Here is a 24,031-nt window from a genome sequence, read left to right as displayed (position 1 = left end):
GTGCTGCACACGCTCGCCGCGGACACGCCGATGGACAGCCGGATGTCCTCGATCAGCGACGGACTGATCATCGCGATGATCGTGGTCTACGCGATCGCGCTGTTCCTCTTCGCCATCGAGGCCGCCTACGGGCGCCGGCGCAAACTGCGCGCCAACCGCCTGATGCCGGCCGCCACCGCGGCCTCCGGAGCGACGGCGTCCGCCGGCGGGGGTTCGGCGGAGCTGGACCTCGACGCGGACGGGAGCGGTGCTGATGACATGTCGGTCAGCGTGCGCCGCGAGGAACCCGAGGCCAGTGCGGCCAAGCACGTCGTCGGCGGCGTGGCGGTGGCCGTCACGGGGCTGGGCTTCCTGCTCAACGCCGCCCAGATCACCACTCGCGGCCTGGCGGCCGACCGCTGGCCGTGGGGCAACATGTTCGAGTTCGTGGTGGCGATCTGCCTGTGCAGCGTCGCCGCGTTCCTGTTCGCGGTCGTGCGCTACCAGGCCCGCTTCCTGGGGACCTTCGTGCTGGTTCCGGTGGTGCTGCTGCTGGGGATCGCCGCGCGGTGGCTCTACAACGAGGCCGGCCCGGTGATCCCGGCGCTGCACTCCTACTGGATCGCGATCCACGTCTCGGCGGCGATCATCGCCACCGGCGGGTTCATGGTGGCGGGTGCCGCAGCGGTCGCCCATCTCCTGGCCAACCGCGCCGAGCTCCAGCGCGCAGCGGGCCAGCGGGTCGCGGGCGTCGTGGCCAAGCTGCCGGCGGCCGAACTGCTGGACCGGGTGTCGCACCGCTTCATCGTGCTGGCGTTCCCGCTGTGGACGTTCGCGATCATCGCGGGCGCGATCTGGGCGGATGAGGCCTGGGGACGCTTCTGGGGATGGGATCCCAAGGAGGTGTGGTCCTTCATCACCTGGGTGGTGTACGCGGCCTACCTGCACGCCCGCGCGACCGCGGGCTGGCGCGGCTCGACGGCCACCTGGATCGGGCTGGCCGGCTTCGCCTGCCTGCTGTTCAACTTCTTCGCGGTGAACTTCGTCTTCAGCGGCCTGCACAGCTACGCCTGAACCGCGGGCTAGGGAGCGTGCGGCGCGCCTGACGGGCGCGCCGCACGCTTGCGGTGCAGAGCTACTCCTCGGGGTCGATGCGCCGGTTCAGTTTGCGCAGGAACTCCGGGTCGTCGTCCGGGCCGAGTGGTCGATCACGGTCGGACGCCTGGTTGAAGTCCGAGGGATCGAGGTGGTCCAGCGAAGCGGTCTGGGCGGTCGGCGCCGCGGGTTCGGGCGCATCCGGCTCCCGAGGGCGGCCCAGGAACAGCCAGAGCAAGGGGCCGACGGGCGTGAACAGCGCGATGATGATCAGCCAGAGGATCTTGGGCAGATTGCGTACTCCCGCTGCGGGACTGGTGAGCGCGTCGAAGAACGCGTACACCCAGACCACGATCGTGAGCAGCGTGATTAGGCCAGCGAGCCACACCATGGTTTCAGCCTATCCGGGATCGTCCGAGGACGCTCCGCACGAACGCGGGAGCCCGGTAGTGGCGGGAGCGGGGCCGCCTGGTGGGCTCCGACGCGCATGCGGCGGTGCGGACGGCGGTCAGGGCGTGGACTCTGTCGGTTCTCCGTGCAGCAGGGCGCGGACTTCGGACTCCCGGAACCTGCGATGGCCTCCGGGGGTGCGGATGCTGCTGATCCGTCCCGATGCGGCCCACCGAGTCACGGTCTTCGGATCGACTCGGAAGAGGGAGGCCACCTCTCCAGGGGTCAGCAAGCGTTCGCTTCCTCTTTCCACCTTCACAATCCCCCTTCGGGCCCGCCAGTCGACTTGGGGGGAGGCGGGCGTTTGATCCCCTAGTGTGCATGAGTTAGTCCGTTTCCTCCCTAGTTTTCGTAAAAACGGAGAGGAACTGGGGGTGGGTACCCGATATGTGATCGGAACGTAACCTTCAATTCGGAAGGCCGGATCGCAGCGATCCCATGACCGGTTCCGTGCCGCCAAGGGCGCCGCGGACGCACCCCCGCACCGGGGTGCGCAGGGCCGCCGGTGTCAGGGCCGTACCCTGGCAATGAGCCGGACCGTCGGCACGCGCGCAAGGCCTGCGCGGGTGCCGACGATCCGGCCGCATCGCCCGGTCCTCAATCTATTGCCGAATGATCCGTTGTGAGGCGGTTTTCATGCGTAGCGTCCTCGCTTACACCGCGGCACGCCTGCTGCTGTTCGCGGTGACCTATGCGATCCTCTACCTGCTGGGCGCCCGCGGGTTGCTCGCCGCGGCCATGGCGGTACTGATCAGCGGGCTGGTGAGCTACGTACTGCTGTCCCGGCAGCGCGACGCGGTGTCCGGCGCCCTCGCCGGCGGAATCGGCCGCGTCCGCGGGATGGGGCGGCGTCTTGAGGAGGGCGCCGCCAAGGAGGACGAGGCGCAGCGCGCCGAGCCGGCGGACGCCGCCGCGGACGGTGCGGCCGCCGAGGAGGACGGCGGCGGGAGCCGAGCGCCGTCCCCGGCCGGGGCCGACGAAGACGCCGGGCAGCCGGACGAGCCGGCGGCCGGCGACAGCGCCGGAGGCGGTCCCGACCCGGCTCCCCGCACGGACGCCCGCCAGGAAGCGGGCTGAGCGCCTGGCGCCCGGCCCGGTCCCGCACCGCTTGCCCCTCGTCGCCGGCCCGGTCGGGTCACAGCGGGAACATGCCCAGCCTTCCCCGGTAGGTGCCGGCCAGCCCCGTGGTGTCGCTGCCGACGTAGAGCCCTTCGGGCGTCGATGTGAGCGCTTCGACGCCGTGGCCGCGCGGCCTGCGGCCCGGGTTCCACGGCAGCGCCCGCCCAGTGTGCGGGTCTACGGCGGCGATCCCGCTGCGCTCCACGGCGCCCGGCCCGGCGTCGTGGTCGCCCTCCGGGTTGTCCATCCAGCGCTGGTGCCCGCCGATGTAGACCGCCGCGCCGGTGGCCTCCACCGCGTACAGCGAGTCGCCGCCGGTGCGGTTGACCCAGGTCGGCTCGGCGCCGGAGCCGGCGCCGGTCTCCCATCGCGCCGCCGTCTTGCACAGGCCCGGCTTGCGCTCGGGTCCGCCCGCGGTGACCACCGCGAAGTACGATCCGTCCGGAGCGAAGTCGATCTGGCGCATGTAGGTGTGCATGCTGCTGTAGTCGCAGGGCTTCGCGTAGGCGTCGGTGGACCAGTCGGCGAGCGCGGCCGGGCGTGCGCCGGTGTCGACGACGGCGATCTGGGGGCGGCTCCTGCCTTCGGCCCGGGTGAAGGTGCCCGCGACCACTAGGCGGTCGCCGCCCGGGCTCAGCGCCAGTTCCTGCACCCGCAGGCCGCCGCGCCGGGAGTCGGCGAGCGCGATGTCGAACGAGGGGTCGACCGCGCCGGTCCGGGCGTCGACCCGCGCCAGGCCGCTGCGCCGCTCGCCGCCGACGCTGTCGAAGGCGCCGCCGAGGTAGAGGGCCCCGCCGCGGGCGTCGATGCGGTAGACCGAACCGCCCGCGACCGCGGCGTCGAAGTTCCGTGCGGGCTCGCCCTCGCCGGTGGAGAGCAGGGCGACGCCCGGCAGGTCCTCGCCCTCGACGCGGTCGAAGCCGCCGCCGATGTAGACGCTGTCGCCGGGGCCGGGCACCAGGCTGGTGACCGTGCCGTCGACCGCGGGCGCGAAGTCGTCGCTGATGGCGCCGGAGCCGCGCTCGAAGGCGAAGATGTTGTGCCGCTCGACGGTGCCGCTGCGGTCGGGGGCGGCCACGCGGTCGAACCGCCCGGCCACCACCACGAGGTCGCCGACCGGCGCGACCGCCTTGACCCGGCCGTCCAGGACGTGCGGGGTCCAGGCGACCGGGTGCTCGCCGACGACGCCGGGGTGGAGCACGCCTGCGTAGGCGGCGGGCTGGGCCAGAGTCGGCGGCGCGGCCAGCGCGGCGGCCGCGAGTGCGGCGGTCAGCACGGCGCCGGCCCGTCGGGACGGGGCCCTGCCGCCCCTGCGGGCGTGGCCGGGCGCGGGGCCGCCGGCGCGGCGTTTGGTGGGCACGGGAGACCTCCAGGATCGGCTGCGGGATCGGGGTGCGGCGGCACGCGGACGCGGGCGGGTGCCGCCACAGCGGATCGGCGCGCCGTCCGGGCAAACACAAAGGAATCGTTCGGTAACAAAGAGTAACTCCTATGGGCGGTTCCGCGCACAGGACACCTCCCGCGCGGCGCCGCCCGCTCCGCGCCGGCCCTAGAGTGGACGCATGACCCGCGCTGAGCTCGACAAGCGGCCCGCCGACGTCGCGACCATGTTCGACGGCATCGCCGACCGCTACGACCTCGTCAACGACGTCATCTCGTTGGGCCAGGACCGCCTGTGGCGGCGCGCCACGGTGCAGGCCGTCGACGCCTACAGCGGCGAGCTGGTGCTGGACCTGGCCGCGGGCACCGGTACGTCCTCGGAGTCCTTCACGCGCAAGGGCGCCCGCGTCGTCGCCTGCGACTTCTCGCAGGGGATGCTCCGGGTCGGCGCCCGCCGCCGCGGCGGCGCCTCGCGCCGCGGGGTCACCTTCGTCGCCGGTGACGCGCTCTCGCTCCCCTTCGCCGACGAGACCTTCGACGCCGTCACCGTGTCCTTCGGGCTCCGCAACACCAACGACTGCGACCAGGCCCTGCGCGAGCTGCGCCGGGTGACCAAGGTCGGCGGCCGCCTGGTGGTCTGCGAGTTCAGCCATCTTCCGGTCGGCGCGCTGGACCGCGTCTACGGCACCTACCTGATGGGTGCCCTGCCGAAGATCGCCCGGCTGGCGACCGACAGGACGGAGGCCTACGAGTACCTCTCCGAGTCGATTATGGACTGGCCCGACCAGCGCGCGCTCGCTCAGCGGCTGATCGGAGCCGGCTGGGAGTCGGTGGCCTGGCGCAACCTCACGTTCGGGGTCGTCGCGCTGCACCGCGGCCACCGCCGCCGCTGACCGGCCGCCCGACCGCAGCATCCGCCTCAGCGCCGCCAGCGCCGCGAACGCCTCGTTCGCTGCGTTTTTTCGTGTATCGGTAATTTGCGACCAACCACAATAAAACGGACGTAGGTTTGCCTTACTTTTCCTGGTAGTGAGCCGAACGCCGCTTTTGTCGGCGAAAGCGGCGAAACAAGATGAATGCGCCTTGGGGGTCGCCCCAGCAGCACGAAAGGTCTAGACTCTGGATCACAGGGGCTTGTGAAGCCCTTCACAAACAGACGAGTCGTACATAGAGCTCGTGCTCAGCCGAAACCGAGCCGCGAACCAGCCGCAAACCAGCCGCGAAGCGCCGTCAGCGCACCCCCGAGGCGCAGCACCGCGCCATGCACGCCAAGGACCAACTCGTGACCGAGACAGCACCCGCCCCCCTGTCCGTCCGGGGCCGGCCTGCGGCCGAGGCCGAGGCCGACGTCATCATCGTCGGAGCCGGGCCCGCCGGATCCACGGCCGCCTACTACCTCGCCCAGTCCGGCCTCGACGTCCTCCTGCTGGAGAAGACGGCGTTTCCGCGGGAGAAGGTCTGCGGAGACGGCCTGACGCCCCGCGCCGTCAAGCAGCTCACCGCGATGGGCGTCTCGCTGGAGGACAAGGGCTGGATCCGCAACCACGGGTTGCGCATCATCGGCGGCGGCGTGCGGATCGAGCTGCCCTGGCCCGACCTCGCCGAGTACCCCGGCTTCGGCCTGGTGCGCACCCGCGAGGACTTCGACGAGATCCTCGCCGAGCGCGCGGTCTCGGCCGGAGCCCGCCTGCTGCAGCGCACGAACGTCACCGGTCCGGTTGTCGACCCGCGCAGCAACCGCATCGTCGGCGTCACCGCCAAGAACCCCGACCGGGAACCCGTCACCTACCGCGCACCCTTGGTGGTCGCTGCGGACGGCAACTCCTCGCGGCTCTCGGTGGCCATGGGCATCCGCAAGCGCGACGACCGCCCCATGGGCGTCGCCGTGCGCACCTACTTCACCAGCCCCCGGCACGAGGACGACTACCTGGAGTCCTGGCTGGAGCTGTGGGACAACAGCGAGGGGCGCGAGGTCCTGCTGCCCGGCTACGGCTGGGTGTTCGGCGTCGGCGACGGCCGGAGCAACGTCGGGCTGGGCATCCTCAACTCCACCTCCTCCTTCCAGGACGTCGACTACCGCTCGCTGCTGCGGCGCTGGACCGCCGGCATGCCCGCCGAGTGGGGCTTCACCGAGGAGAACCAGGACGGCAAGATCCGCGGCGCCGCGCTGCCCATGGGCTTCAACCGCGTGCCGCACTACACGCGCGGGCTGATGCTCGTCGGCGACGCCGGCGGGATGATCAACCCGTTCAACGGTGAGGGCATCGCCTACGCGATGGAGGCCGGCCGCATCGCCGCCGACGTCGTCGTCCAGGCGCACGCCCGGCCCACCCAGCAGGCCCGCGAGCGCACGCTGCTGAGCTACCCGCGGATCCTCTCGGAGACCTACGGCGGCTACTACACCCTGGGCCGCGCCTTCGTGAAGATGATCGGCAACCCGGAGCTCATGAAGTACGCCACCAAGTACGGGCTGCCGCAGCGCACCCTGATGCGGTTCGCGCTGAAGATGCTCGCGAACCTCACCGAGCCCAGCCACGGCGACGCCATGGACCGCGTGATCAACGGTCTGTCCAAGATGGCGCCGGCAGCCTGAGGCGAAGGGGCGGACACATGCACACCGTTGAGCCATCGCACGGTTCGCGCGAGTACGTGAACGCATTCACAAGCGAGCGTGCAAACGCCGCGCCCGCGCGCCGGGCGCCGGAGCCGGCACGCCGCGCCGGCATTGAGGAGAACGCCTAGCAATGGAGCTGTACGCACCGGTATTCGTCCTCGCCGCCATCGGAGCCGCGTTCGTCGGAGTCTCGATGCTCGTCGGCTCCATCGCCGGGCCCAAGCGCTACAACCGCGCCAAGATGCAGGCCTACGAGTGCGGCATCGAGCCCACGCCCCAGCCTGCCGGCGGCGGGCGCTTCACGATCAAGTACTACCTCACGGCGATGCTGTTCATCGTCTTCGACATCGAGATCATCTTCCTCTATCCGTGGGCGGTTCACTTCGACGAGCTCGGCGTCTTCGGGCTGATCGCGATGGTGCTCTTCCTGGTGAACGTGTCGATCGCCTACGCCTACGAATGGCGGCGCGGCGGACTGGAGTGGGAGTGAGCACCCGGGAGCGCCGAGCGGCGCCCCGGCACCGCGAGGCCGCGGACCGACGCACGCAGACGACGCACCAGAAAGGGGGTTCGCCGGATGGGGCTTGAGGAGAAACTGCCCAGCGGCATCATGCTGACGACGGTCGAGCAGATCGCCGGGCTGGTGCGCAAGAGCTCGATGTGGCCGGCCACGTTCGGACTGGCCTGCTGCGCCATCGAGATGATGTCGGCGGGCGGACCGCACTACGACATCGCCAGGTACGGGATGGAGAAGTTCGGCGCCACGCCGCGCCAGGCCGACTTGATGGTCGTGGCGGGCCGGGTCAGCCAGAAGATGGCCCCCGTTCTCCGCCAGATCTACGACCAGATGCCCGAGCCGAAGTGGGTCATCTCCATGGGCGTGTGCGCCTCCAGCGGCGGCATGTTCAACAACTACGCCATCGTCCAGGGTGTCGACCACATCGTGCCGGTCGACATGTACCTGCCCGGGTGCCCGCCGCGGCCCGAGATGCTCTTCGACGCCGTGCTCAAACTGCACGACAAGGTGCAGAACGAGAAGCTCGGCGCGCACCGCAAGGCCGAGATCGAGGAAGAGGAGGAGCGCCGGCTGCGCCGCGAGCTCCCCCTGCTGGACCCGAGCGAGGTGGCGGGACGGTGAGTCTCAACGGCAACGGCAACGGCAACGGTCCCGACCGCGGCGAGGAGCACGCCGACCAGGAGGAGAACCTTCCGGCGCGCGCCGGCGAGGAGCGCCTCAGCGCGCCCGTCGCCCGAACCGGGATGTTCGGCGCCAAGACCAGCGGCGACACCTCCGGCTACGGCGGGTTGCTGGTGCGGAAGACCCCCCGCGCCTCCTCCCGGCGCCCCTTCACCGACCCCGACGACCCCCGCACGGAGTCCTTCGACGGGATCGCCGACGCCCTTGAGCGGGCCCTGGGCGCTGAGGGCGCCCCGGGCACCCGGGCGGTCGAACGGGTCCTGGTCGACCGCGGCGAGATCACCTTCCACGTGCGCCGGGAGAACCTGCGCGAGGTCGCCCGCCTCCTGCGCGACGACCCCGGCCTGCGGTTCGAGCTGTGCACGGGTGTCAGCGGGGTGCACTTCCCCGACGACAGCGGGCGCGAGCTGCACGCGGTCTACCACCTGCGCTCGCTGACCCACAACAACGAGATCCGCGTCGAGACGGCCTGCCCCGACGCCGACCCGCACATTCCTTCGGTCGTCGCCGTCTACCCGGCCAACGACTGGCACGAGCGCGAGGCCTTCGACTTCTTCGGGATCGTCTTCGACGGGCACCCCGCGCTCACCCGTATCGAGATGCCCGACGACTGGCACGGCCACCCCCAGCGCAAGGACTACCCGCTCGGCGGGATCCCGGTCGAATACCGCGGTGCAACCATTCCGCCGCCGGACGAGCGGAGGTCATACCAATGACGAACGTCACAGAGGACTACATCGACGCCACCGGCGGCGACTGGGAGGAGGTCGTCGCCAAGGCGCAGAGCAGCGACGCCGAGCGCCTCGTGGTCAACATGGGCCCGCAGCACCCTTCCACCCACGGCGTGCTCCGGCTCATCCTCACCCTGGACGGCGAGACCTGCACCGAGGCGCGGGTGGGCATCGGCTACCTGCACACCGGCATCGAGAAGAACATGGAGTTCCGGACGTGGACACAGGGCACCACGTTCGTGACCCGCATGGACTACCTCACGCCGATGTTCAACGAGGTCGCCTACTGCCTGGCGGTCGAGCGCCTGCTGGGCGTCACCGACCGCATCCCCGAGCGGGCCGACGTCATCCGCGTGCTGATGATGGAGCTCAACCGGATGTCCTCCCACTTCGTGGCGATGGCGACGTTCGGTATGGAGTTGGGCGCCACCACGGTCATGACCAACGGGTTCCGCGAGCGCGAGATGGTCCTCGACATCTTCGAGCTCATCACCGGCCTGCGGATGAACCACGCCTACATCCGCCCCGGCGGCGTCGCCCAGGACCTTCCCGACGGAGCGGTCGCCAAGATCCGTGAGCTGCTGAAGGAGATGCCCAGGCGCATCGCCACGCTGCGCAAGCTCCTCGACGCCAACCCGCTCTACCTGGCCCGCACCCGCGACGTCGCCCACCTGGACCTGTCCGGGTGCATGGCGCTGGGCGTGACCGGCCCGCTGCTGCGCGCCTCCGGTCTGGCCTGGGACCTGCGCAAGGCCAAGCCCTACTGCGGATACGAGAACTACGAGTTCGACATCCCCGTCTCCGACGGCGGCGACGTCTACGCGCGCTACCGGGTGCGCATGGCCGAGCTGGAGCAAAGCCTGCGCATCGTCGAGCAGTGCCTCGACCGGCTCCAGCCGGGCCCGATCATGATCGACGACGCCAAGATCGGCTGGCCCGCCCGGCTGGAGCTGGGCGGCGACGGCCTGGGGAACTCGCCCGAACACATCGCCCACATCATGGGCGGCTCGATGGAGGCCCTCATCCACCACTTCAAGCTCGTCACCGAGGGCTTCCGGGTCCCGGCCGGGCAGGCCTACGCCGCGGTGGAGAGCGCCAAGGGCGAGCTGGGCTGCCACGCCGTCAGCGACGGCGGCACACGCCCCTACCGCGTGCACTTCCGCGACCCCTCGTTCAACCACCTGCAGTCGGTCGCGGCCATGTGCGAGGGCGGATCCGTGGCCGACGTGATCGCCGCGGTGGCCAGTATCGACCCCGTGATGGGAGGGGTGGACAGGTGAGCAGCACCTTTACCGACGAGGTCCGCGGGCGGCTGGAGGTCGACGCCAAGGAGGTCATCGCCCGCTACCCGCGCGAGCGCTCGGCCCTGCTGCCGCTGCTGCACCTGGTGCAGGCCGAGGAGGGCTACGTCACACAGGCGGGCATCCGGTTCTGTGCCGAGCAGCTGGGCCTGACCACCGCCGAGGTCACCGCCGTGGCGACGTTCTACACCATGTACAAGCGCCGGCCCACCGGCGAGTACCACGTCGGGGTGTGCACCAACACGCTGTGCGCGGTCATGGGCGGCGACGAGATCCTCGCCGGCCTCAAGGAGCACCTCGGTGTGGGCAACGACGAGGCCACCGAGGACGGCCGCGTCTCGGTCGAGCACGTCGAGTGCAACGCGGCCTGCGACTTCGCGCCGGTCGTGATGGTCAACTGGGAGTTCTTCGACAACCAGACCCCCGAGTCGGCCAAGCGGCTGGTGGACGACCTGCGGCTGGGCGAGGACGTGCGCCCCACCCGCGGCCCCGAGCGGCTGTGCACCTTCAAGGAGGCCAGCCGCCTGCTCGCCGGGTTCTCCGACGGGCGCGCCGACGAGGGAACGCAGGCGGGCGAACCCTCCCTGCAAGGGCTGAAGCTCGCGCGCGAGCGCGGTTGGAGCGCCCCCGAGCCCGGCGCCGCGGGCGCGCCGAGCGGAGACGAAGGGAGCGCCAAGTGACCGCCCTGACCCCGGTCCTCTCGGCCAACTGGGACCGCCCCGACTCCTTTACGCTGCAGGGCTACCGCGACGGCGGCGGCTACGAGGCGCTGCGCACCGCGCTGACCATGGAGCCCGACACGATCGTGGACCTGGTCAAGGCCTCCGGCCTGCGCGGCCGCGGCGGCGCCGGGTTCCCGACCGGGATGAAGTGGGGGTTCCTGCCCAAGGACAACCCCAACCCGCGCTACCTGGTCGTCAACGCCGACGAGTCCGAGCCCGGCACCTGCAAGGACGTGCCGCTGATGCTGGCCAACCCGCACGCCCTCGTCGAGGGAGTCGCGATCTCGGCCTACGCCATCCGCAGCAGCCAGGCGTTCATCTACGTGCGCGGCGAGGTCCTGCACGTCATCCGTCGCCTCAAGCGGGCCGTCGAGGAGGCCCGCGAGGCCAACCTGATCGGCCCCGACGTCCTGGGCACCGGGTTCGACCTGGACGTGGTCGTGCACGCGGGCGCCGGCGCCTACATCTGCGGCGAGGAGACCGCGCTGCTGGACTCCCTGGAGGGCTACCGCGGCCAGCCCCGGCTGAAGCCGCCCTTCCCCGCCGTGGCCGGGCTCTACGCCTCACCCACCGTGGTCAACAACGTGGAGTCCATCGCCAGCGTCCCCGGGATCGTCGGCAACGGCGCCGAGTGGTTCACCTCCATGGGCACCGAGAAGTCCGCCGGGTTCGGCTTCTTCTCCCTTTCGGGCCATGTGCGCCGGCCCGGCCAGTACGAGGCCCCGCTGGGCATCACACTGCGCGAGCTGCTGGACATGGCCGGCGGCGTGCGCGAAGGCCATGAGCTGAAGTTCTGGACTCCCGGCGGGTCCTCCACCCCGATCTTCACCGATGAGCACCTCGACACCCCGCTGGACTTCGAGTCCGTCGGTGCGGCCGGGTCCATGCTGGGCACCCGCGCCCTGCAGATCTTCGACGAGACCACCTGCGTGGTCCGCGCCGTCGGCCGCTGGATCGAGTTCTACGCGCACGAGTCCTGCGGCAAGTGCACCCCGTGCCGCGAAGGCAACTACTGGATGGTGCAGGTGCTCGACCGCCTCGAACGAGGCGAAGGCACCGAGGCCGACCTGGAGAAGCTGCTGGACATCTGCGACAACCTGCTGGGCCGCTCCTTCTGCGCGCTCGGCGACGGCGCCGCCAGCCCGGTGATGAGTTCCATCAAGTACTTCCGCCAGGAGTACATCGACCACGTCACCCGGGGCGGCTGCCCGTTCGACCACCGCAAGTCGACGGTGTGGGGAGGCACGGCATGACCGCGGCGTCCGCGCCCGCAATGCCGGCGGCGCCGGCAGGAGAGGAGGAGCAGTGACCGTCACGACCAACAGCGCCTCGGGCGGCACTCCGCCCGCGCAGCCGGAGGACCTGGTCACCGTCACCATCGACGGCTTCCAGATCCAGGTGCCCAAGGGAACCCTGGTCATCCGGGCCGCCGAGCTGCTGGGGATCCAGATCCCGCGCTTCTGCGACCACCCCCTGCTCGACCCGGTGGGCGCGTGCCGGCAGTGCCTTGTGGAGATCCCCGACGCGGGCAACGGGCGCGCCATGCCCAAGCCGCAGGCCTCCTGCACCATCACCGTCATGGAGGGCATGGTCGTCAAGACCCAGCTGACCTCCGAGGTGGCGGAGAAGGCCCAGCGCGGGATCATGGAGTTCCTGCTGATCAACCACCCGCTGGACTGCCCGGTATGCGACAAGGGCGGCGAGTGCCCGCTGCAGAACCAGGCCATGGCCAACGGAGGCGGCGAAACGCGCTTCCTGGACGTCAAGCGGACCTTCCCCAAGCCGATCCCGCTGTCGACGCAGGTGCTGCTGGACCGCGAGCGCTGCATCCAGTGCGCCCGCTGCACCCGCTTCTCCGCGCAGATCGCCGGGGACCCCTTCATCGAGCTGCTGGAGCGCGGGGCGGACGAGCAGGTGGGCATCGCCGAGGGCGAGCCGTTCCAGTCCTACTTCTCCGGCAACACCGTCCAGATCTGCCCGGTGGGCGCGCTCACGGGCGCCGCCTACCGGTTCCGGTCCCGGCCGTTCGACCTCGTCAGCACCCCCAGCGTGTGCGAGCACTGCGCCGCCGGGTGCGCCCAGCGCACCGACCACCGGCGCGGCAAGGTCACCCGGCGCCTGGCAGGCGACGACCCGCAGGTCAACGAAGAGTGGAACTGCGACAAGGGCCGGTGGGCGTTCAAGTACGCCACCCAGCCCGACCGCCTCACCCACCCCCTGGTGCGCGACGAGGAGAGCCGCGCCCTGGAGACCGCCTCCTGGCCGGAAGCCGTGACCACCGCAGCCCAGGGCCTGGCCCGGGCGCGCGACCGCGGCGGCCGCGTCGGCGTGCTCACCGGCGGACGGCTCACGCTGGAGGACGCCTACGCCTACGCCAAGTTCGCCCGCGTGGCGCTGCGCACCAACAGCGTCGACATGCGGGCCCGCCCGCACTCCGAGGAGGAGGGCGACTTCCTCGCCGCCCGGGTGGCGGGCACCGGGCTCGGAGTCTCCTACGAGGACCTGGAGACCGCCCCGGCGGTGCTGCTGGCGGGGTTCGAGCCCGAGGACGAGTCGCCGGTGGTGTTCCTGCGGTTGCGCAAGGCGCACCGCAAGCACGGCACCCGCGTCTTCGCCGCGGCCCCCTACGCCACACGCGGGCTGACCAAGGCGGGCGGCCGGCTGATCCCCACGGCGCCCGGAGCCGAGCCCGAGGTGCTGGGTGAGCTGGGCGACGCCGACTCCGAGGCGCTTGAGGCGCTGCGCCGGACCGGCTCGGTCATCCTGGTCGGCGAGCGGCTGGGCGCGGTTCCCGGAGCGCTGTCGGCGGCCGCGCGGCTGGCCGACCGCACCGGTGCCCGCTTGGCCTGGGTGCCGCGCCGCGCCGGCGAGCGCGGCGGCGCCGACGCCGGCGCGCTGCCCAACCTGCTGCCGGGCGGGCGGCCGGTCTCCGACGCCACGGCCCGTGCCGAGGTCGCCCGCGCCTGGAGCGTCGGCTCGCTGCCCGAGCGTGAGGGCCGCTCCACGGCCGAGATCGTCGAGGCCGCCGCATCGGGCGAGCTGGAGGCGCTGCTGATCGCCGGCGTCGACCTCGACGACCTGCCCGACCCCGCCGCCGCCCGCGCCGCCCTGGCGCGCGTGCCGTTCATCGTCAGCGTCGAGATGCGCGCGAGCAACGTCACCGACCGGGCCGACGTGGTACTGCCGGTGGCGGCCGTGGCCGAGAAGAGCGGCACGTTCGTCGACTGGGAGGGCCGCCGGCGCCCCTTCGGCGACACGCTCAAGAAGCCCGGACTGCTGTCGGACCTGCGCGTGCTGTCCGCCGTCGCCGACGAGATGGACGTGCACCTGGGCCTGCCCGACGACGCCACCGCGCTGCGCGAGCTCGACCGGCTCGGCGCGTGGTCCGGCGAGCGTGTTCCCGACCCGCTGACCCGCAGCGCCGAGCGCCCCCGGCCCGGAAAGGGCGAGGCCGTGCTGTCTACCTGGCGCCAGCTGCTGGGCAACGGCCGCATGGAGGACGGGGAGCCCTACCTGGCCGGGACTGCGCGCCCCGCCCTGGCCCGCGTCTCCGCCGCCACCGCCGCCGAGATCGGTTTGGCCGACGGCGGTCGACTGCGTGTCAGCGGCCCTGCGGGCGCGGTCAGCGTTCCCGCCGTCGCCGCACCCATGCCCGACCGGGTCGTGTGGCTTCCGGAGAACGCCCGCGACTGCGACGTCCGCCGCGACCTGGGCGCCGCGGGCGGGACCGTCGTCGCCGTCTCCGCCGAGAGCGGCGAGAGCGGCGAGCAGGGCGAGGGCGGAGCCGACCTTCAAGCCAGGATGTCCGCGACGAGTGCGGGGAGCGACCTGTGACCACGACAGCACAGGCCGGCGCGGCCCTACCCGTGGCCGCCGAGGCCCAGCTGGACGCCTTCGGCACCGATCCCTGGTGGATCACGCTGATCAAGGCGCTGGTGATCTTCGTCTTCCTGATGGTCTGCGTGCTGATGATGATCATGGCCGACCGCAAGGTCATGGGCCGCATGCAGCAGCGCCACGGCCCCAACCGGTTCGGCCCGCTGGGACTGCTCCAGTCCCTGGCCGACGGGGTCAAGCTGTCGCTCAAAGAGGACCTGATCCCGCGGGGAGTGGACCGGACGGTCTACATCGCGGCTCCCGTGATCGCCGCCGTTCCCGCCTTCATCGCCTTCTCGGTGATCCCCGTCGGGCCCGAGGTGAACATGTTCGGGGTCCAGACCCCGCTCCAGCTCACCGACCTGCCCATCGCCGCGCTCGTGGTGCTGGCCACCGCGGCGGTCGGCGTCTACGGCATCGTGCTGGGCGGCTGGGCCTCGCAGTCCCCCTACGCGCTGCTGGGCGGGCTGCGCGCCTCGGCCCAGGTCATCAGCTACGAGATCGCGATGGGACTGTCGTTCGTCGCGGTGTTCATGTACTCCGGCACCCTGACCACCTCCGGCATCGTCGAGGCGCAGCGGCCGGTGTGGTTCGCGCTGATCCTGCTGCCGTCGTTCCTCATCTACATCGTCACGATGATCGGCGAAACCAACCGGCTGCCCTTCGACCTCGCCGAGGGCGAAGGCGAGCTGGTCGGCGGGTTCATGACCGAGTACGGGTCGATGAAGTTCACCATGTTCTTCCTCGCCGAGTACGTGAACATGGTGACCGTCGCCGCCGTCTCGGTGACCTTCTTCCTCGGCGGCTACCTCGCGCCGCCGCCGCTGACCATGTTCTGGGCAGGTGCGAACGACGGCTGGTGGCCGGCCCTGTGGTGGCTGCTGAAGTTCCTGCTCATGATGTTCCTGTTCATCTGGGTGCGCGGGTCGGTGCCGCGGATCCGCTACGACCAGCTCATGCAGCTCGGCTGGAAGATCCTCATCCCGGTGCAGCTCGTGTGGATCACCGCCGTGGCGTTCGTGCGCATCCTCGTCAACGAGGGGGCGCCCGCCGGTGTGGTGGCCGCCGTTGTGGGCGGGTTCGCGGCCGCCACGGTCGTCGTTCTCGCCGCCTGGGCGCGCGCGGCGCGCCGCAAGCGCCGCGCCGAGGCCGCCGAGCGCCGGGAGGAACTGCGGCTCATGCGCGAAGACCCCGCCTACGGAGGATTCCCCGTGCCACCGCCGAGCGCACCCCACTACGGCAGCAGCGTGCCGGCCGAGGGACCGCGATACGCCCCTCGTGCCCCCGACGACAAGCGTGAGGAGGTAACCGGTGCTTGACTGGCTCAACCCCGTCAAGGGGTTCGGCGTCACCTTCCACACCATGTTCACGAAGGTGCCGACCACCAACTACCCCGAGGTCAAGCGCGCGACCGCGCCCCGCTTCCACGGCCGGCACCAGCTCAACCGCTGGGCCGACGGACTGGAGAAGTGCATCGGGTGCGAGCTGTGCGCCTGGGCCTGCCCGGCCGACGCCATCTACGTGGAGGGCGGCGACAACACCGAGGAGGAGCGCTACTCCCCGGGCGAGCGCTACGGCCGCGTCTACCAGATCAACTACCTGCGCTGCATCCTGTGCGGACTCTGCGTCGAGGCCTGCCCCACCCGGGCTCTGACCATGACCAACGAGTACGAGATCGCCGCCGACGAGCGCGAGAGCCTGATCTGGACCAAGGAGCAGCTCCTCGCGCCGCTGCTGGAGGACATGGAGGCGCCCCCGCACCCCATGCGCCTGGGCGAGACCGAGGAGGAGTACTACCGCAACGGCGCCACCCCGGCCGAGGCCGCGGCCGCGCCCCGGCCCGAGGGTGAGGCGCAGTGAACGCCGCCGTCCTCACCGGCGCCTCCGCGGCGCCGGGCAGCCCCATCGGCGGTGTCGAAGCGGCCGTCTTCTGGGTCCTCGCCACGGTGGTCGTCATCGGCGCCCTCGGCGTGGTCTTCAGCCGCAAGGCGGTGCACTCGGCGCTGATGATGGCCATGGTCATGCTCGGGCTGGCCGCCTTCTACGGCATGAACCAGGCACCGTTCCTCATGGTCGTGCAGATCGTCGTCTACACCGGCGCGGTCCTGATGCTGTTCCTGTTCGTGCTGATGCTGGTCGGCGTCAGCTCGGCGGACTCGCTGGTCGAGACGCTGCGCGGGCAGCGGGTACTCACCGCGGTGGTGGCGGTTTGCTTCCTCGGCGCGCTGACGCTGGGGCTGACCCGCATCACCGCCGCCGAGCCCGTCGGGCTCGCAGCGGGCATCGCCGCCGCCGGCGGCAGCGTCCCCTGGATCGCCGGCGAGGTGATCTACCGCTACATCGTCGCGTTCGAGGCCACCGGCGCGCTGCTGATCACCGCGGTGCTGGGCGCGCTCGTGCTCGCCCACGTCAACCGGATCAAGAAGCGGCGCACGCAGCGGGCGCTGGCCCGTGAGCGCATCCGCGGCGACCACCCCACCCCGCTGCCGGGCCCGGGCACCTATGCGCGGCACAATGCCATCGACATGCCCGCGCTGCTGCCGGACGGCTCGGTCTCGGAGCTGTCGCTGAACCCCGTGCTCACCGCCCGCGACCCCAGCCTGCATTCCGGCGTGCCCAAGGACTTCCAGCTGGGCTCGATCCCCGAGGCCGGCGGCGCCTCCGACTCCGCCGCCTCCAAGGAGGCCGACCCCCTCGGCGCCGCCGACGGCGAAGCCGGGACCGGCAGCGCCTCCGGTCCCGAGGACGACGGCAGCGGCGACGGCGACGCCAACGGACAGGAGGCCGAGCACACATGGACCCGATGAACTACATCGTGCTGGCCGCGGTCGTGTTCACGATCGGCGCCATCGGCGTGCTGGTGCGGCGCAACGCCATCATCGTGTTCATGTGCGTCGAGCTGATGCTCAACGCCTGCAACCTGGCGTTCGTCGCCTTCGCCCGCATGCTCGGCGACATCGAGGGCCAGGTCATCGCGTTCTTCGTGATGATCGTGGCCGCGGCCGAGGTCGTGGTGGGCCTGGCGATCATCATGCAGATCTTCCGGACCCGCAGGTCGGCGTCGCTCGACGACGCCAACCTGCTCAAGCACTAGAAGGCGACGTGGCTGTGTCTGAGATAACCCTCGCCGCCGAGCAGCACGCGACCGCTGTCACCTCCCAGGCCAGCGGGGCGATCCTGGCCAATGCCTGGCTTCTGATCGCGTTTCCGCTGGTCGGCGCCGCGGTTCTGCTGCTGGGAGGTCGGCGCACCGACAGCTGGGGACACTGGCTGGGCACCGCCCTGCCGCTGGCGAGCTTCGGCTGGGCGGTGGCGGCCCTGTTCGAGATCCTGGCCGCGGCGCCCGAGGAGCGGAGCTTCGCGGTCCCCGTCTACACCTGGTTCAAGGTGGGCGGCTTCGATGCCGAGGTCGGCCTGCTGCTGGACCCGCTCTCCATCAGCTTCGCGCTGCTGATCACCGGCGTCGGCTCGCTCATCCACATCTACTCGGTGGGCTACATGGCCCACGACGAGCGGCGGCGCCGGTTCTTCGCCTACCTGAACCTGTTCGTCGCGGCGATGCTGGTGCTGGTGCTCGCCGACAACTTCGTGCTGCTGTTCCTGGGCTGGGAGGGCGTCGGCCTGGCGTCCTACCTGCTGATCGGCTTCTGGCAGCACAAGGACTCGGCCGCCGTCGCGGCGAAGAAGGCGTTCTTGGTCAACCGGGTCGGCGACATGGGTCTGCTCATCGCGGTCATGATCATGTTCTCCGCCTTCGGCACCGTCGCCTTCTCCGGCGTCTTCGGCGCCGTCGAGCAGGCGGGCGCGGGGCTGACGACCGCGCTCGGCCTGCTGCTGCTCCTGGGCGCCTGCGGCAAGTCCGCGCAGCTGCCCCTGCAGTCGTGGCTGCTGGACGCCATGGAGGGTCCCACCCCGGTCTCCGCGCTGATCCACGCCGCGACCATGGTCACCGCCGGCGTCTACCTGATCGTGCGCGCCGGCCCGGTCTTCGAGGCCGCGCCCGCGGCCCAGACGACGGTCGCCGTCGTCGGCGCCGCGACGCTGCTCGCCGGAGCCGTGATCGGGTGCGCCAAGGACGACATCAAGAAGGCGCTGGCCGGCTCCACCATGAGCCAGATCGGCTACATGACCCTGGCGGCCGGGCTCGGCCCCATCGGCTACGCCGCCGCCATTGCGCACCTGATCACGCACGGCTTCTTCAAGGCGGGGCTGTTCCTGGGCGCCGGCTCGGTGATGCACGGCATGAACGACGAGGTCGACATGCGCCGCTACGGCGGCCTGCGCAAGGCGATGCCGATCACCTTCGCCACCTTCGGCCTGGGGTATCTGGCCATCATCGGGTTCCCGCTGCTGTCGGGCTGGTGGACCAAGGAGGGCATCATCGAGGCCGCGTTCTCGTCCGGCGGCGCGACGGGCACCGCCCTGGGCGTGGCCGCGCTCGTCGGCGCCGGGCTCACCGCGTTCTACATGACCCGGGTGATGATCCTGACGTTCTTCGGCGAGCGCCGCTGGGCCGACGACGCGCACCCGCACGAGTCGCCCGCCTCCATGACCGTGCCGATGATCGTGCTGGCTGCGGGGTCGGTCTTCCTCGGTGCCGTTCTGGTTTTCGGCTACCGTTTCGCGCACTTCCTGGAGCCGGTCGTCGGCGCACCCGAGGAGGCCCACGAGTTCCATCTGGCCGCCATGTTCACCAGCGCGCCGAGCCTGGCGGCGCTGGGGCTGATGGTGGCCGGGGCGGCCGTGGCCTGGTTCATGTACGGGCGCCGCGAGGTCCCGGTCACCGCGCCGCGCCCCGGCCCGGTCACCGCCTTCGCCCGCAACGAACTCTACGGCAACGCCCTCAACGAAGGGCTGCTCATGCGCCCGGGGCAGGCCGTCGCCGCGGCGCTGTCGGCCTTCGACGCCAAGGTGGTCGACGGCCTGGTCGACGGGGTCGGCACGGGTGTGCGCGACAGTTCCCGGGGCCTGCGCGGTGCGCAGACGGGCTTCGCCCGCACCTACGCGCTGACGATGCTGTTCGGCGCCGCCATCGTCGTCGCAACGCTGGCTGTGAGGATCTAGATGACCGACTTCCCCTGGCTCACCCTCGCCATCGCGCTGCCCGCACTGGGCGCCGCTGCGGTGGCGCTGCTCCCGCGCGAGCGGGTCGAGACCGCCAAGCGCGCGACCCTGGGCGTGACGGTGGCGACCCTGCTGGTGGTCGCGGCGATGGCCGCGCAGTTCGCCCCCGCTGGCGGGGACCGGCTGCAGTTCGCCGAGGTCTACCCGTGGATCCCGCGCTTCGGCGTAAACTACGCGGTCGGCGTCGACGGCATCGCGCTGGTGCTGATTCTGATGTCGGTGGTGCTCGTGCCGCTCGTGGTCCTGGCGGCCTGGCGGGAGAACGACGACGCCCCCGACGGCGGCAAGGGCTATTTCGCGCTGATCCTCGCCCTCGAAGCGATGATGATCGGAGTGTTCGCCGCCACCGACGTCTTCCTGTTCTACGTGTTCTTCGAGGCCATGCTGATCCCGGTCTACTTCATGATCGGCCGGTACGGCCGCGGGGACGCGCGACGCGCCGCGGCGGTCAAGTTCCTGCTCTACAGCCTGCTGGGCGGGCTGTTGATGCTGGTGGCCGTCATCGGCGTCTACGTCTACGGCGGCACGTTCCTGTGGAGCGAGCTGGCGGGCCCGGGGGGCGCGCTTGCCGGAGTGGACCCTGCGGCCGCGCGCTGGCTGTTCCTCGGCTTCTTCGTCGCCTTCGCGATCAAGGCGCCGATGTGGCCGGTGCACACCTGGCTGCCCTCGGCGGCCGGCTCCTCGCGGCCGGGAACGGCGGTGCTGCTGGTCGGCGTGCTGGACAAGGTCGGCACCTACGGCATGCTGCGCTACTGCCTGGAGATGTTCCCGGGCGCGGCCACCTGGTTCGTGTGGCCGGTGGTGGTGCTCAGCCTGGTCAGCATCGTCTACGGCGCGGTGCTGGCGATCGCGCAGAGCGACATGATGCGCCTGATCGCCTACACCTCGGTCTCGCACTTCGGGTTCATCACCCTGGGCGTGTTCGTCATGACCTCCCAGGGCCAGTCGGGCGCGGCGCTGTACATGGTCAACCACGGCTTCGCGACCGGAGCGCTGTTCCTGGTGGTCGGGTTCCTCATCGCCCGCCGGGGCTCCTCAGCGATCGCCGACTACCGCGGCGTGCAGAGCAGGGCGCCGGTTCTGGCCGGCGTGTTCCTGGTCACGGGACTGGCCGGGCTCGCGCTGCCGGGGCTGTCGCCGTTCGTCAGCGAGTTCCTGGTCTTCATCGGTACCTACGCCTTCCACCCGGTCCCGGCGATCATCGCCTCGGTCGGGGTGGTGCTGGCGGCGCTCTACATCCTGTGGATGTACCAGCGCACCATGACCGGGCCGCTGCCCGAAGGGCTGGCGCGGCTGCGCGACCTGTCCCGCCGGGAGACCCTGGCCGTGGCGCCGCTGGTCGCGCTGCTGGTGGTCTTCGGCGTGTACCCCCAGCCGCTGCTGGACGTCGTCAACCCTGCCGTCGAGGCGACCATGGAGTCCGTCGGCGCCACCGACCCGGAGCCGGCGTTCGGCCAGGCGGAGGCGGCCGGCGACGGCGGCGAATCCGGGCACGAAGGAGGAGGCCACTGATGGCGGACGAGCGGAGCACCCGCCGGGAGGCCCTTTCCCGGGCGTGCTGCACAGGCCCCGAGCCGACCGAGACGACTGCGACGACGACAGGGGAGAGGGAGCACGCATGATGGCGCCTCTGCAGCTGATGGCGGCTCCGGTCATCACGGAGAACCCGCCCGACATCGACTACTGGCTGCTGTCGCCGATGCTCGTGGTCTTCGGCGCCGCTGTCGTGGGCGTGCTGGTCGAGGCGTTCGTGGCGCCGTCCCGGCGCCGCCCGATCCAGCTGGGGCTCGCCCTCGCCGCAGTCGGCGCGGCGTTCGTCCTCACCATCCTGGTCACCGGTTCGCTGCCGTCCGGCGAGGCGGGCGTGGGAATCGCGTTCGGCAGCATCGCCGTCGACCGCGTCGCGGTGTTCCTCCAGGGCACGGTTCTGGTGCTCGGGTTCATCAGCCTCCTGCTGATCGCCGAGAACCGCCGCGGCGAGAGCGCGTTCGCCGCGCAGGCGGCGGCGGTCCCCGGCAGTGAGGAGGAGCGCGAGCACGTCATGGCCGGCTCCCAGCACACCGAGGTCTACCCGCTCGTGCTGTTCGCCCTGCTGGGCATGCAGCTCTTCCCCGCCGCCGGCGACTTCTTGACGATGTTCGTCGCCCTGGAAGTGATGAGCCTCCCGCTCTACCTGCTGTGCGGGCTCGCGCGCCGCCGCCGGCTGTTCTCCCAGGAGGCGGCCGTGAAGTACTTCCTGCTCGGCGCGTTCTCCTCGGCGTTCTTCCTGTTCGGGATCGCCATGGTCTACGGCTACGCCGGTTCGGTGAACTTCGCCGAGGTGGCCGCGGCCGTCGAGCAGGGCGGCGGCCCGCTCTTCCCCGACGGCGGCGGGCGGCCGCTGCTGCTTCTCGGGATCGGGCTGGTCGCGGTCGGACTGCTGTTCAAGGTCGGCGCGGTGCCCTTCCACAACTGGAAGCCCGACGTCTACCAGGGCGCGCCCACGCCTATCACCGCTCTGATGGCCTCCTGCACCCTGGTGGCCGCCTTCGGCGCGCTGCTGCGGGTCTTCTACGTCCCCTTCGGCCCTTCCTCCGCGGACTGGGCGCCCATGCTGTGGGTCGTAGCCGTGCTGACCATGGTGCTGGCGGCAGTGATCGCCGTGACTCAGCGCGACATCAAGCGGCTGCTGGCCTACTCCTCGGTCGTCCACGCCGGGTTCGTGCTGACCGCGGTCGTCGCGGCCAGCGCCGAGGGCCTGGCCGGCGCGATGTTCTACCTGGCCGCCTACGGGTTCACCACGATCGGCGCGTTCGCGGTGGTGACCCTGGTGCGCACGCACGAGACCGGGCCCGAGGCCAACGAGCTGTCGCAGTGGGCCGGCCTGGGCCGCACGTCGCCGCTGCTGGCGGGTGCGCTGGCGGTTTTCCTGCTCGCGTTCGCCGGAATCCCGCTGACCAGCGGGTTCATCGGAAAGTTCGCGGTGTTCGAGGCCGCCATGGCGGCGGGGGCGACCCCGCTGGTGGTGGTCGGTGTGCTCAGCAGCGCGGTGACGGCGTTCTTCTATGTGCGCATCATCGTGCTGATGTTCTTCGCCGAGCCGGCCGACGGCGGCCCGACGGTCGTGCGCGCGGGCGCGTTCACCGGTTCGGCCATCGCGATCGGTGTGGCGGCCACGTTCCTGCTCGGCGTGTTCCCCTCGCCGGTGCTGGACAACCTGATCCCCCAGCCGGGGCAGGAGCAGGGCGAGTCGCTACTGGCGGCGGACGGGGGCGCTCGGTAGCCGGCGCCTCTTGGTGGGTGGCTTTGGCAGCCGAATCCGGGTCAGATAACTTGGCTAGTCGGTTTTGTTCATCCCGAGAGCGCGCGATACGTCCGTTTTTGGAGGTGTCGCGCGCCTGCTGACGTGTGGAGCTTCCAGGTGAGCGGTGCTGTCCCGAGCGATTTCCTCGCTCTGCCGAGTATCGACGCGGGCCTGGCCAAGGAGGTCCAGGAAGCTCTTGACGAGGTCGAGAACCTGCTGCGCGAGTCCGTTTCCGCCAGCGATCCCCTGTTGACCGAGGCCGCGTCGCACCTGCTCTCGGCCGGCGGCAAGCGGTTCCGAGCCACGCTGGTGCTGCTCGCCTCGCACTTCGGCGATCCCACGGCGCCCGAGCTGGTGCGCGCGGCCGCCGTGGTCGAGCTGACCCACGTCGCGACGCTCTACCACGACGACGTGATGGACGAGGCCGATCTGCGCCGCGGCGAGCCCAGCGCAAACCAGCGGTGGGGCAACAGCGTGGCGATTCTCACCGGAGACTACGTCTTCGCCCGCGCCTCGGAGATCCTGGCCGACCTCGGCACCGACGCGGTGCGGATGCAGGCGCGCACCTTCGGGCGCCTGGTGCAGGGCCAGATCCTGGAGACCTCGGGGCCCCAGGGAGGCACCGATCCGCTGGAGCACTACCTGCGGGTGATCTCCGACAAGACCGCCTCTCTGATCGCGTCCTCCGCTGAGTTCGGCGGGATGTTCTCCGGTGCCGGGCCGGAGGTCACGAGCACCATCACCCGTGCATGCGACGCGCTGGGCATGGCCTTCCAGCTGGCCGACGACATCCTGGACGTCGCGGGTGAGTCCAGCGAGTCGGGCAAGGTGCCCGGCACCGACCTGCGCGAAGGGGTGCTGACCCTGCCGATGCTCTACGCGCTGCGTCCGGAACCCACCGGTGACGCCGCCGACACGCGGCTGCGCGAGCTGCTCGGCCGCGCGCTGAGCGAGCCCGAGACCGAGGAGGCGCTCGGCCTGCTGCGCTCGCACACCGCCATCGACGAGGCACGCGCCACCACCCGCCGGTGGGCCGACCAGGCCCGCGAGGAGCTGGCCACCCTGCCGTCGGGCCGCACGCGCGAGGCCTTCGAGGCCCTCTGCGACTACGCCGTGCTCCGCTCCGGCTGACCCGGCGCCCCCTCCGCCTCGGACGGGC

The 24,031-nt window shown here is 71.2% G+C and carries 22 protein-coding genes; 19 read left to right on the top strand and 3 right to left on the bottom strand.

Going from position 1 to position 24,031, the window contains the following annotated elements:
* Complete coding sequence (gene ccsB / locus RM446_RS00255) at nt 1-1,053, top strand: c-type cytochrome biogenesis protein CcsB (RefSeq protein WP_311542959.1); 1,053 nt, start codon at nt 1-3, stop codon at nt 1,051-1,053.
* A gap of 61 nt (nt 1,054-1,114) precedes the next feature.
* Here the strand turns inward: ccsB and RM446_RS00250 are convergent, their stop codons facing one another.
* Both RM446_RS00250 and RM446_RS00245 read right to left on the bottom strand, forming a co-directional pair.
* Entirely contained in the window at nt 1,115-1,465 is a 351-nt protein-coding gene (locus RM446_RS00250; protein ID WP_311542958.1) for a PLD nuclease N-terminal domain-containing protein, read from the bottom strand.
* 117 nt (nt 1,466-1,582) lie between these two features.
* Nucleotides 1,583-1,783: a BldC family transcriptional regulator gene (locus RM446_RS00245; RefSeq protein WP_040275033.1), complete on the bottom strand. Its 201-nt coding sequence runs from the start codon at nt 1,781-1,783 to the stop codon at nt 1,583-1,585.
* A 377-nt stretch (nt 1,784-2,160) separates the two neighbouring features.
* Here RM446_RS00245 and RM446_RS00240 point away from each other — a divergent pair, with 377 nt between their 5' ends.
* On the top strand, nt 2,161-2,601 hold the full coding sequence (locus RM446_RS00240; protein WP_311542957.1) for a DUF4229 domain-containing protein: 441 nt from the start codon (nt 2,161-2,163) through the stop codon (nt 2,599-2,601).
* 58 nt (nt 2,602-2,659) lie between these two features.
* Here the strand turns inward: RM446_RS00240 and RM446_RS00235 are convergent, their stop codons facing one another.
* Nucleotides 2,660-3,919 (bottom strand): hypothetical protein, encoded by a 1,260-nt coding sequence (locus RM446_RS00235; RefSeq protein WP_398694268.1) that lies wholly within the window; start codon nt 3,917-3,919, stop codon nt 2,660-2,662.
* A 286-nt stretch (nt 3,920-4,205) separates the two neighbouring features.
* On the opposite strand from RM446_RS00235, the gene RM446_RS00230 reads away from it, so the two are divergent.
* The 17 genes from RM446_RS00230 to RM446_RS00150 all read left to right on the top strand — a co-directional run bounded on the left by RM446_RS00230 (nt 4,206) and on the right by RM446_RS00150 (nt 24,003).
* The gene (locus tag RM446_RS00230) at nt 4,206-4,916 is read left to right on the top strand and encodes a demethylmenaquinone methyltransferase (protein WP_311542955.1); all 711 of its coding nucleotides are present in this window, start codon (nt 4,206-4,208) and stop codon (nt 4,914-4,916) included.
* Between the two features lie 389 nt (nt 4,917-5,305).
* Entirely contained in the window at nt 5,306-6,616 is a 1,311-nt protein-coding gene (locus RM446_RS00225; RefSeq protein ID WP_311542954.1) for a geranylgeranyl reductase family protein, read from the top strand.
* A gap of 151 nt (nt 6,617-6,767) precedes the next feature.
* Nucleotides 6,768-7,127: an NADH-quinone oxidoreductase subunit A gene (locus RM446_RS00220; RefSeq protein ID WP_311542953.1), complete on the top strand. Its 360-nt coding sequence runs from the start codon at nt 6,768-6,770 to the stop codon at nt 7,125-7,127.
* Nucleotides 7,128-7,214: 87 nt separating this feature from the next.
* A complete protein-coding gene (locus RM446_RS00215) occupies nt 7,215-7,775 on the top strand; it encodes a NuoB/complex I 20 kDa subunit family protein (RefSeq protein ID WP_311542952.1) in 561 nt (186 codons plus the stop codon).
* Nucleotides 7,772-8,551, top strand: a complete 780-nt coding sequence (locus RM446_RS00210; RefSeq protein ID WP_311542951.1) for an NADH-quinone oxidoreductase subunit C — start codon at nt 7,772-7,774, stop codon at nt 8,549-8,551. Before RM446_RS00215 ends, RM446_RS00210 begins: the two co-directional genes overlap by 4 nt.
* Complete coding sequence (locus tag RM446_RS00205) at nt 8,548-9,846, top strand: NADH-quinone oxidoreductase subunit D (RefSeq protein WP_311542950.1); 1,299 nt, start codon at nt 8,548-8,550, stop codon at nt 9,844-9,846. The genes RM446_RS00210 and RM446_RS00205 overlap by 4 nt, the downstream gene beginning before the upstream one ends.
* Nucleotides 9,843-10,547: an NADH-quinone oxidoreductase subunit NuoE gene (nuoE, locus tag RM446_RS00200; protein ID WP_311542949.1), complete on the top strand. Its 705-nt coding sequence runs from the start codon at nt 9,843-9,845 to the stop codon at nt 10,545-10,547. Before RM446_RS00205 ends, nuoE begins: the two co-directional genes overlap by 4 nt.
* Nucleotides 10,544-11,842: an NADH-quinone oxidoreductase subunit NuoF gene (nuoF, locus tag RM446_RS00195; RefSeq protein ID WP_311542948.1), complete on the top strand. Its 1,299-nt coding sequence runs from the start codon at nt 10,544-10,546 to the stop codon at nt 11,840-11,842. The genes nuoE and nuoF overlap by 4 nt, the downstream gene beginning before the upstream one ends.
* A gap of 52 nt (nt 11,843-11,894) precedes the next feature.
* Entirely contained in the window at nt 11,895-14,423 is a 2,529-nt protein-coding gene (locus RM446_RS00190) for an NADH-quinone oxidoreductase subunit G (protein ID WP_311542947.1), read from the top strand.
* Nucleotides 14,420-15,784 carry an NADH-quinone oxidoreductase subunit NuoH gene (gene nuoH / locus RM446_RS00185; protein ID WP_398694227.1) on the top strand — a complete coding sequence of 455 codons (1,365 nt, stop codon included), beginning with the start codon at nt 14,420-14,422 and terminating at the stop codon, nt 15,782-15,784. The genes RM446_RS00190 and nuoH overlap by 4 nt, the downstream gene beginning before the upstream one ends.
* Nucleotides 15,777-16,325 (top strand): NADH-quinone oxidoreductase subunit NuoI, encoded by a 549-nt coding sequence (nuoI, locus tag RM446_RS00180; RefSeq protein ID WP_311542946.1) that lies wholly within the window; start codon nt 15,777-15,779, stop codon nt 16,323-16,325. The genes nuoH and nuoI overlap by 8 nt, the downstream gene beginning before the upstream one ends.
* Entirely contained in the window at nt 16,322-17,272 is a 951-nt protein-coding gene (locus tag RM446_RS00175; RefSeq protein WP_311542945.1) for an NADH-quinone oxidoreductase subunit J, read from the top strand. The genes nuoI and RM446_RS00175 overlap by 4 nt, the downstream gene beginning before the upstream one ends.
* Nucleotides 17,260-17,559 carry an NADH-quinone oxidoreductase subunit NuoK gene (gene nuoK, locus RM446_RS00170; RefSeq protein ID WP_311542944.1) on the top strand — a complete coding sequence of 100 codons (300 nt, stop codon included), beginning with the start codon at nt 17,260-17,262 and terminating at the stop codon, nt 17,557-17,559. Before RM446_RS00175 ends, nuoK begins: the two co-directional genes overlap by 13 nt.
* Before the next feature lie 23 nt (nt 17,560-17,582).
* A complete protein-coding gene (gene nuoL, locus RM446_RS00165; protein ID WP_311543265.1) occupies nt 17,583-19,529 on the top strand; it encodes an NADH-quinone oxidoreductase subunit L in 1,947 nt (648 codons plus the stop codon).
* On the top strand, nt 19,530-21,101 hold the full coding sequence (locus tag RM446_RS00160; RefSeq protein ID WP_311542943.1) for an NADH-quinone oxidoreductase subunit M: 1,572 nt from the start codon (nt 19,530-19,532) through the stop codon (nt 21,099-21,101). It abuts the gene before it with no gap.
* A 109-nt stretch (nt 21,102-21,210) separates the two neighbouring features.
* Nucleotides 21,211-22,851, top strand: coding sequence for an NADH-quinone oxidoreductase subunit NuoN (nuoN, locus tag RM446_RS00155; RefSeq protein ID WP_398694267.1), 1,641 nt, complete (start codon nt 21,211-21,213; stop codon nt 22,849-22,851).
* Between the two features lie 138 nt (nt 22,852-22,989).
* The gene (locus RM446_RS00150; RefSeq protein WP_311542941.1) at nt 22,990-24,003 is read left to right on the top strand and encodes a polyprenyl synthetase family protein; all 1,014 of its coding nucleotides are present in this window, start codon (nt 22,990-22,992) and stop codon (nt 24,001-24,003) included.
* The last annotated feature ends 28 nt before the right edge of the window (nt 24,004-24,031 follow it).

Source organism: Streptomonospora wellingtoniae (assembly GCF_031845375.1).
In the GTDB taxonomy this organism is placed as follows: domain Bacteria; phylum Actinomycetota; class Actinomycetes; order Streptosporangiales; family Streptosporangiaceae; genus Streptomonospora; species Streptomonospora wellingtoniae.
The sequence above is the reverse complement of the archived record's forward strand: the minus strand, read 5'-3'. Positions and strand labels throughout refer to the sequence as shown.

Coding starts and splice junctions, on each gene's coding strand:
- RM446_RS00250 (WP_311542958.1), bottom strand. CDS start 1,465: ATGGTGTGGCTCGCTGGCCTAATCACGCTGCTCACGATCGTGGTCTGG.
- RM446_RS00240 (WP_311542957.1), top strand. CDS start 2,161: ATGCGTAGCGTCCTCGCTTACACCGCGGCACGCCTGCTGCTGTTCGCG.
- RM446_RS00230 (WP_311542955.1), top strand. CDS start 4,206: ATGACCCGCGCTGAGCTCGACAAGCGGCCCGCCGACGTCGCGACCATG.
- RM446_RS00220 (WP_311542953.1), top strand. CDS start 6,768: ATGGAGCTGTACGCACCGGTATTCGTCCTCGCCGCCATCGGAGCCGCG.
- RM446_RS00215 (WP_311542952.1), top strand. CDS start 7,215: ATGGGGCTTGAGGAGAAACTGCCCAGCGGCATCATGCTGACGACGGTC.
- RM446_RS00205 (WP_311542950.1), top strand. CDS start 8,548: ATGACGAACGTCACAGAGGACTACATCGACGCCACCGGCGGCGACTGG.
- nuoK (WP_311542944.1), top strand. CDS start 17,260: ATGGACCCGATGAACTACATCGTGCTGGCCGCGGTCGTGTTCACGATC.
- RM446_RS00160 (WP_311542943.1), top strand. CDS start 19,530: ATGACCGACTTCCCCTGGCTCACCCTCGCCATCGCGCTGCCCGCACTG.
- nuoN (WP_398694267.1), top strand. CDS start 21,211: ATGGCGCCTCTGCAGCTGATGGCGGCTCCGGTCATCACGGAGAACCCG.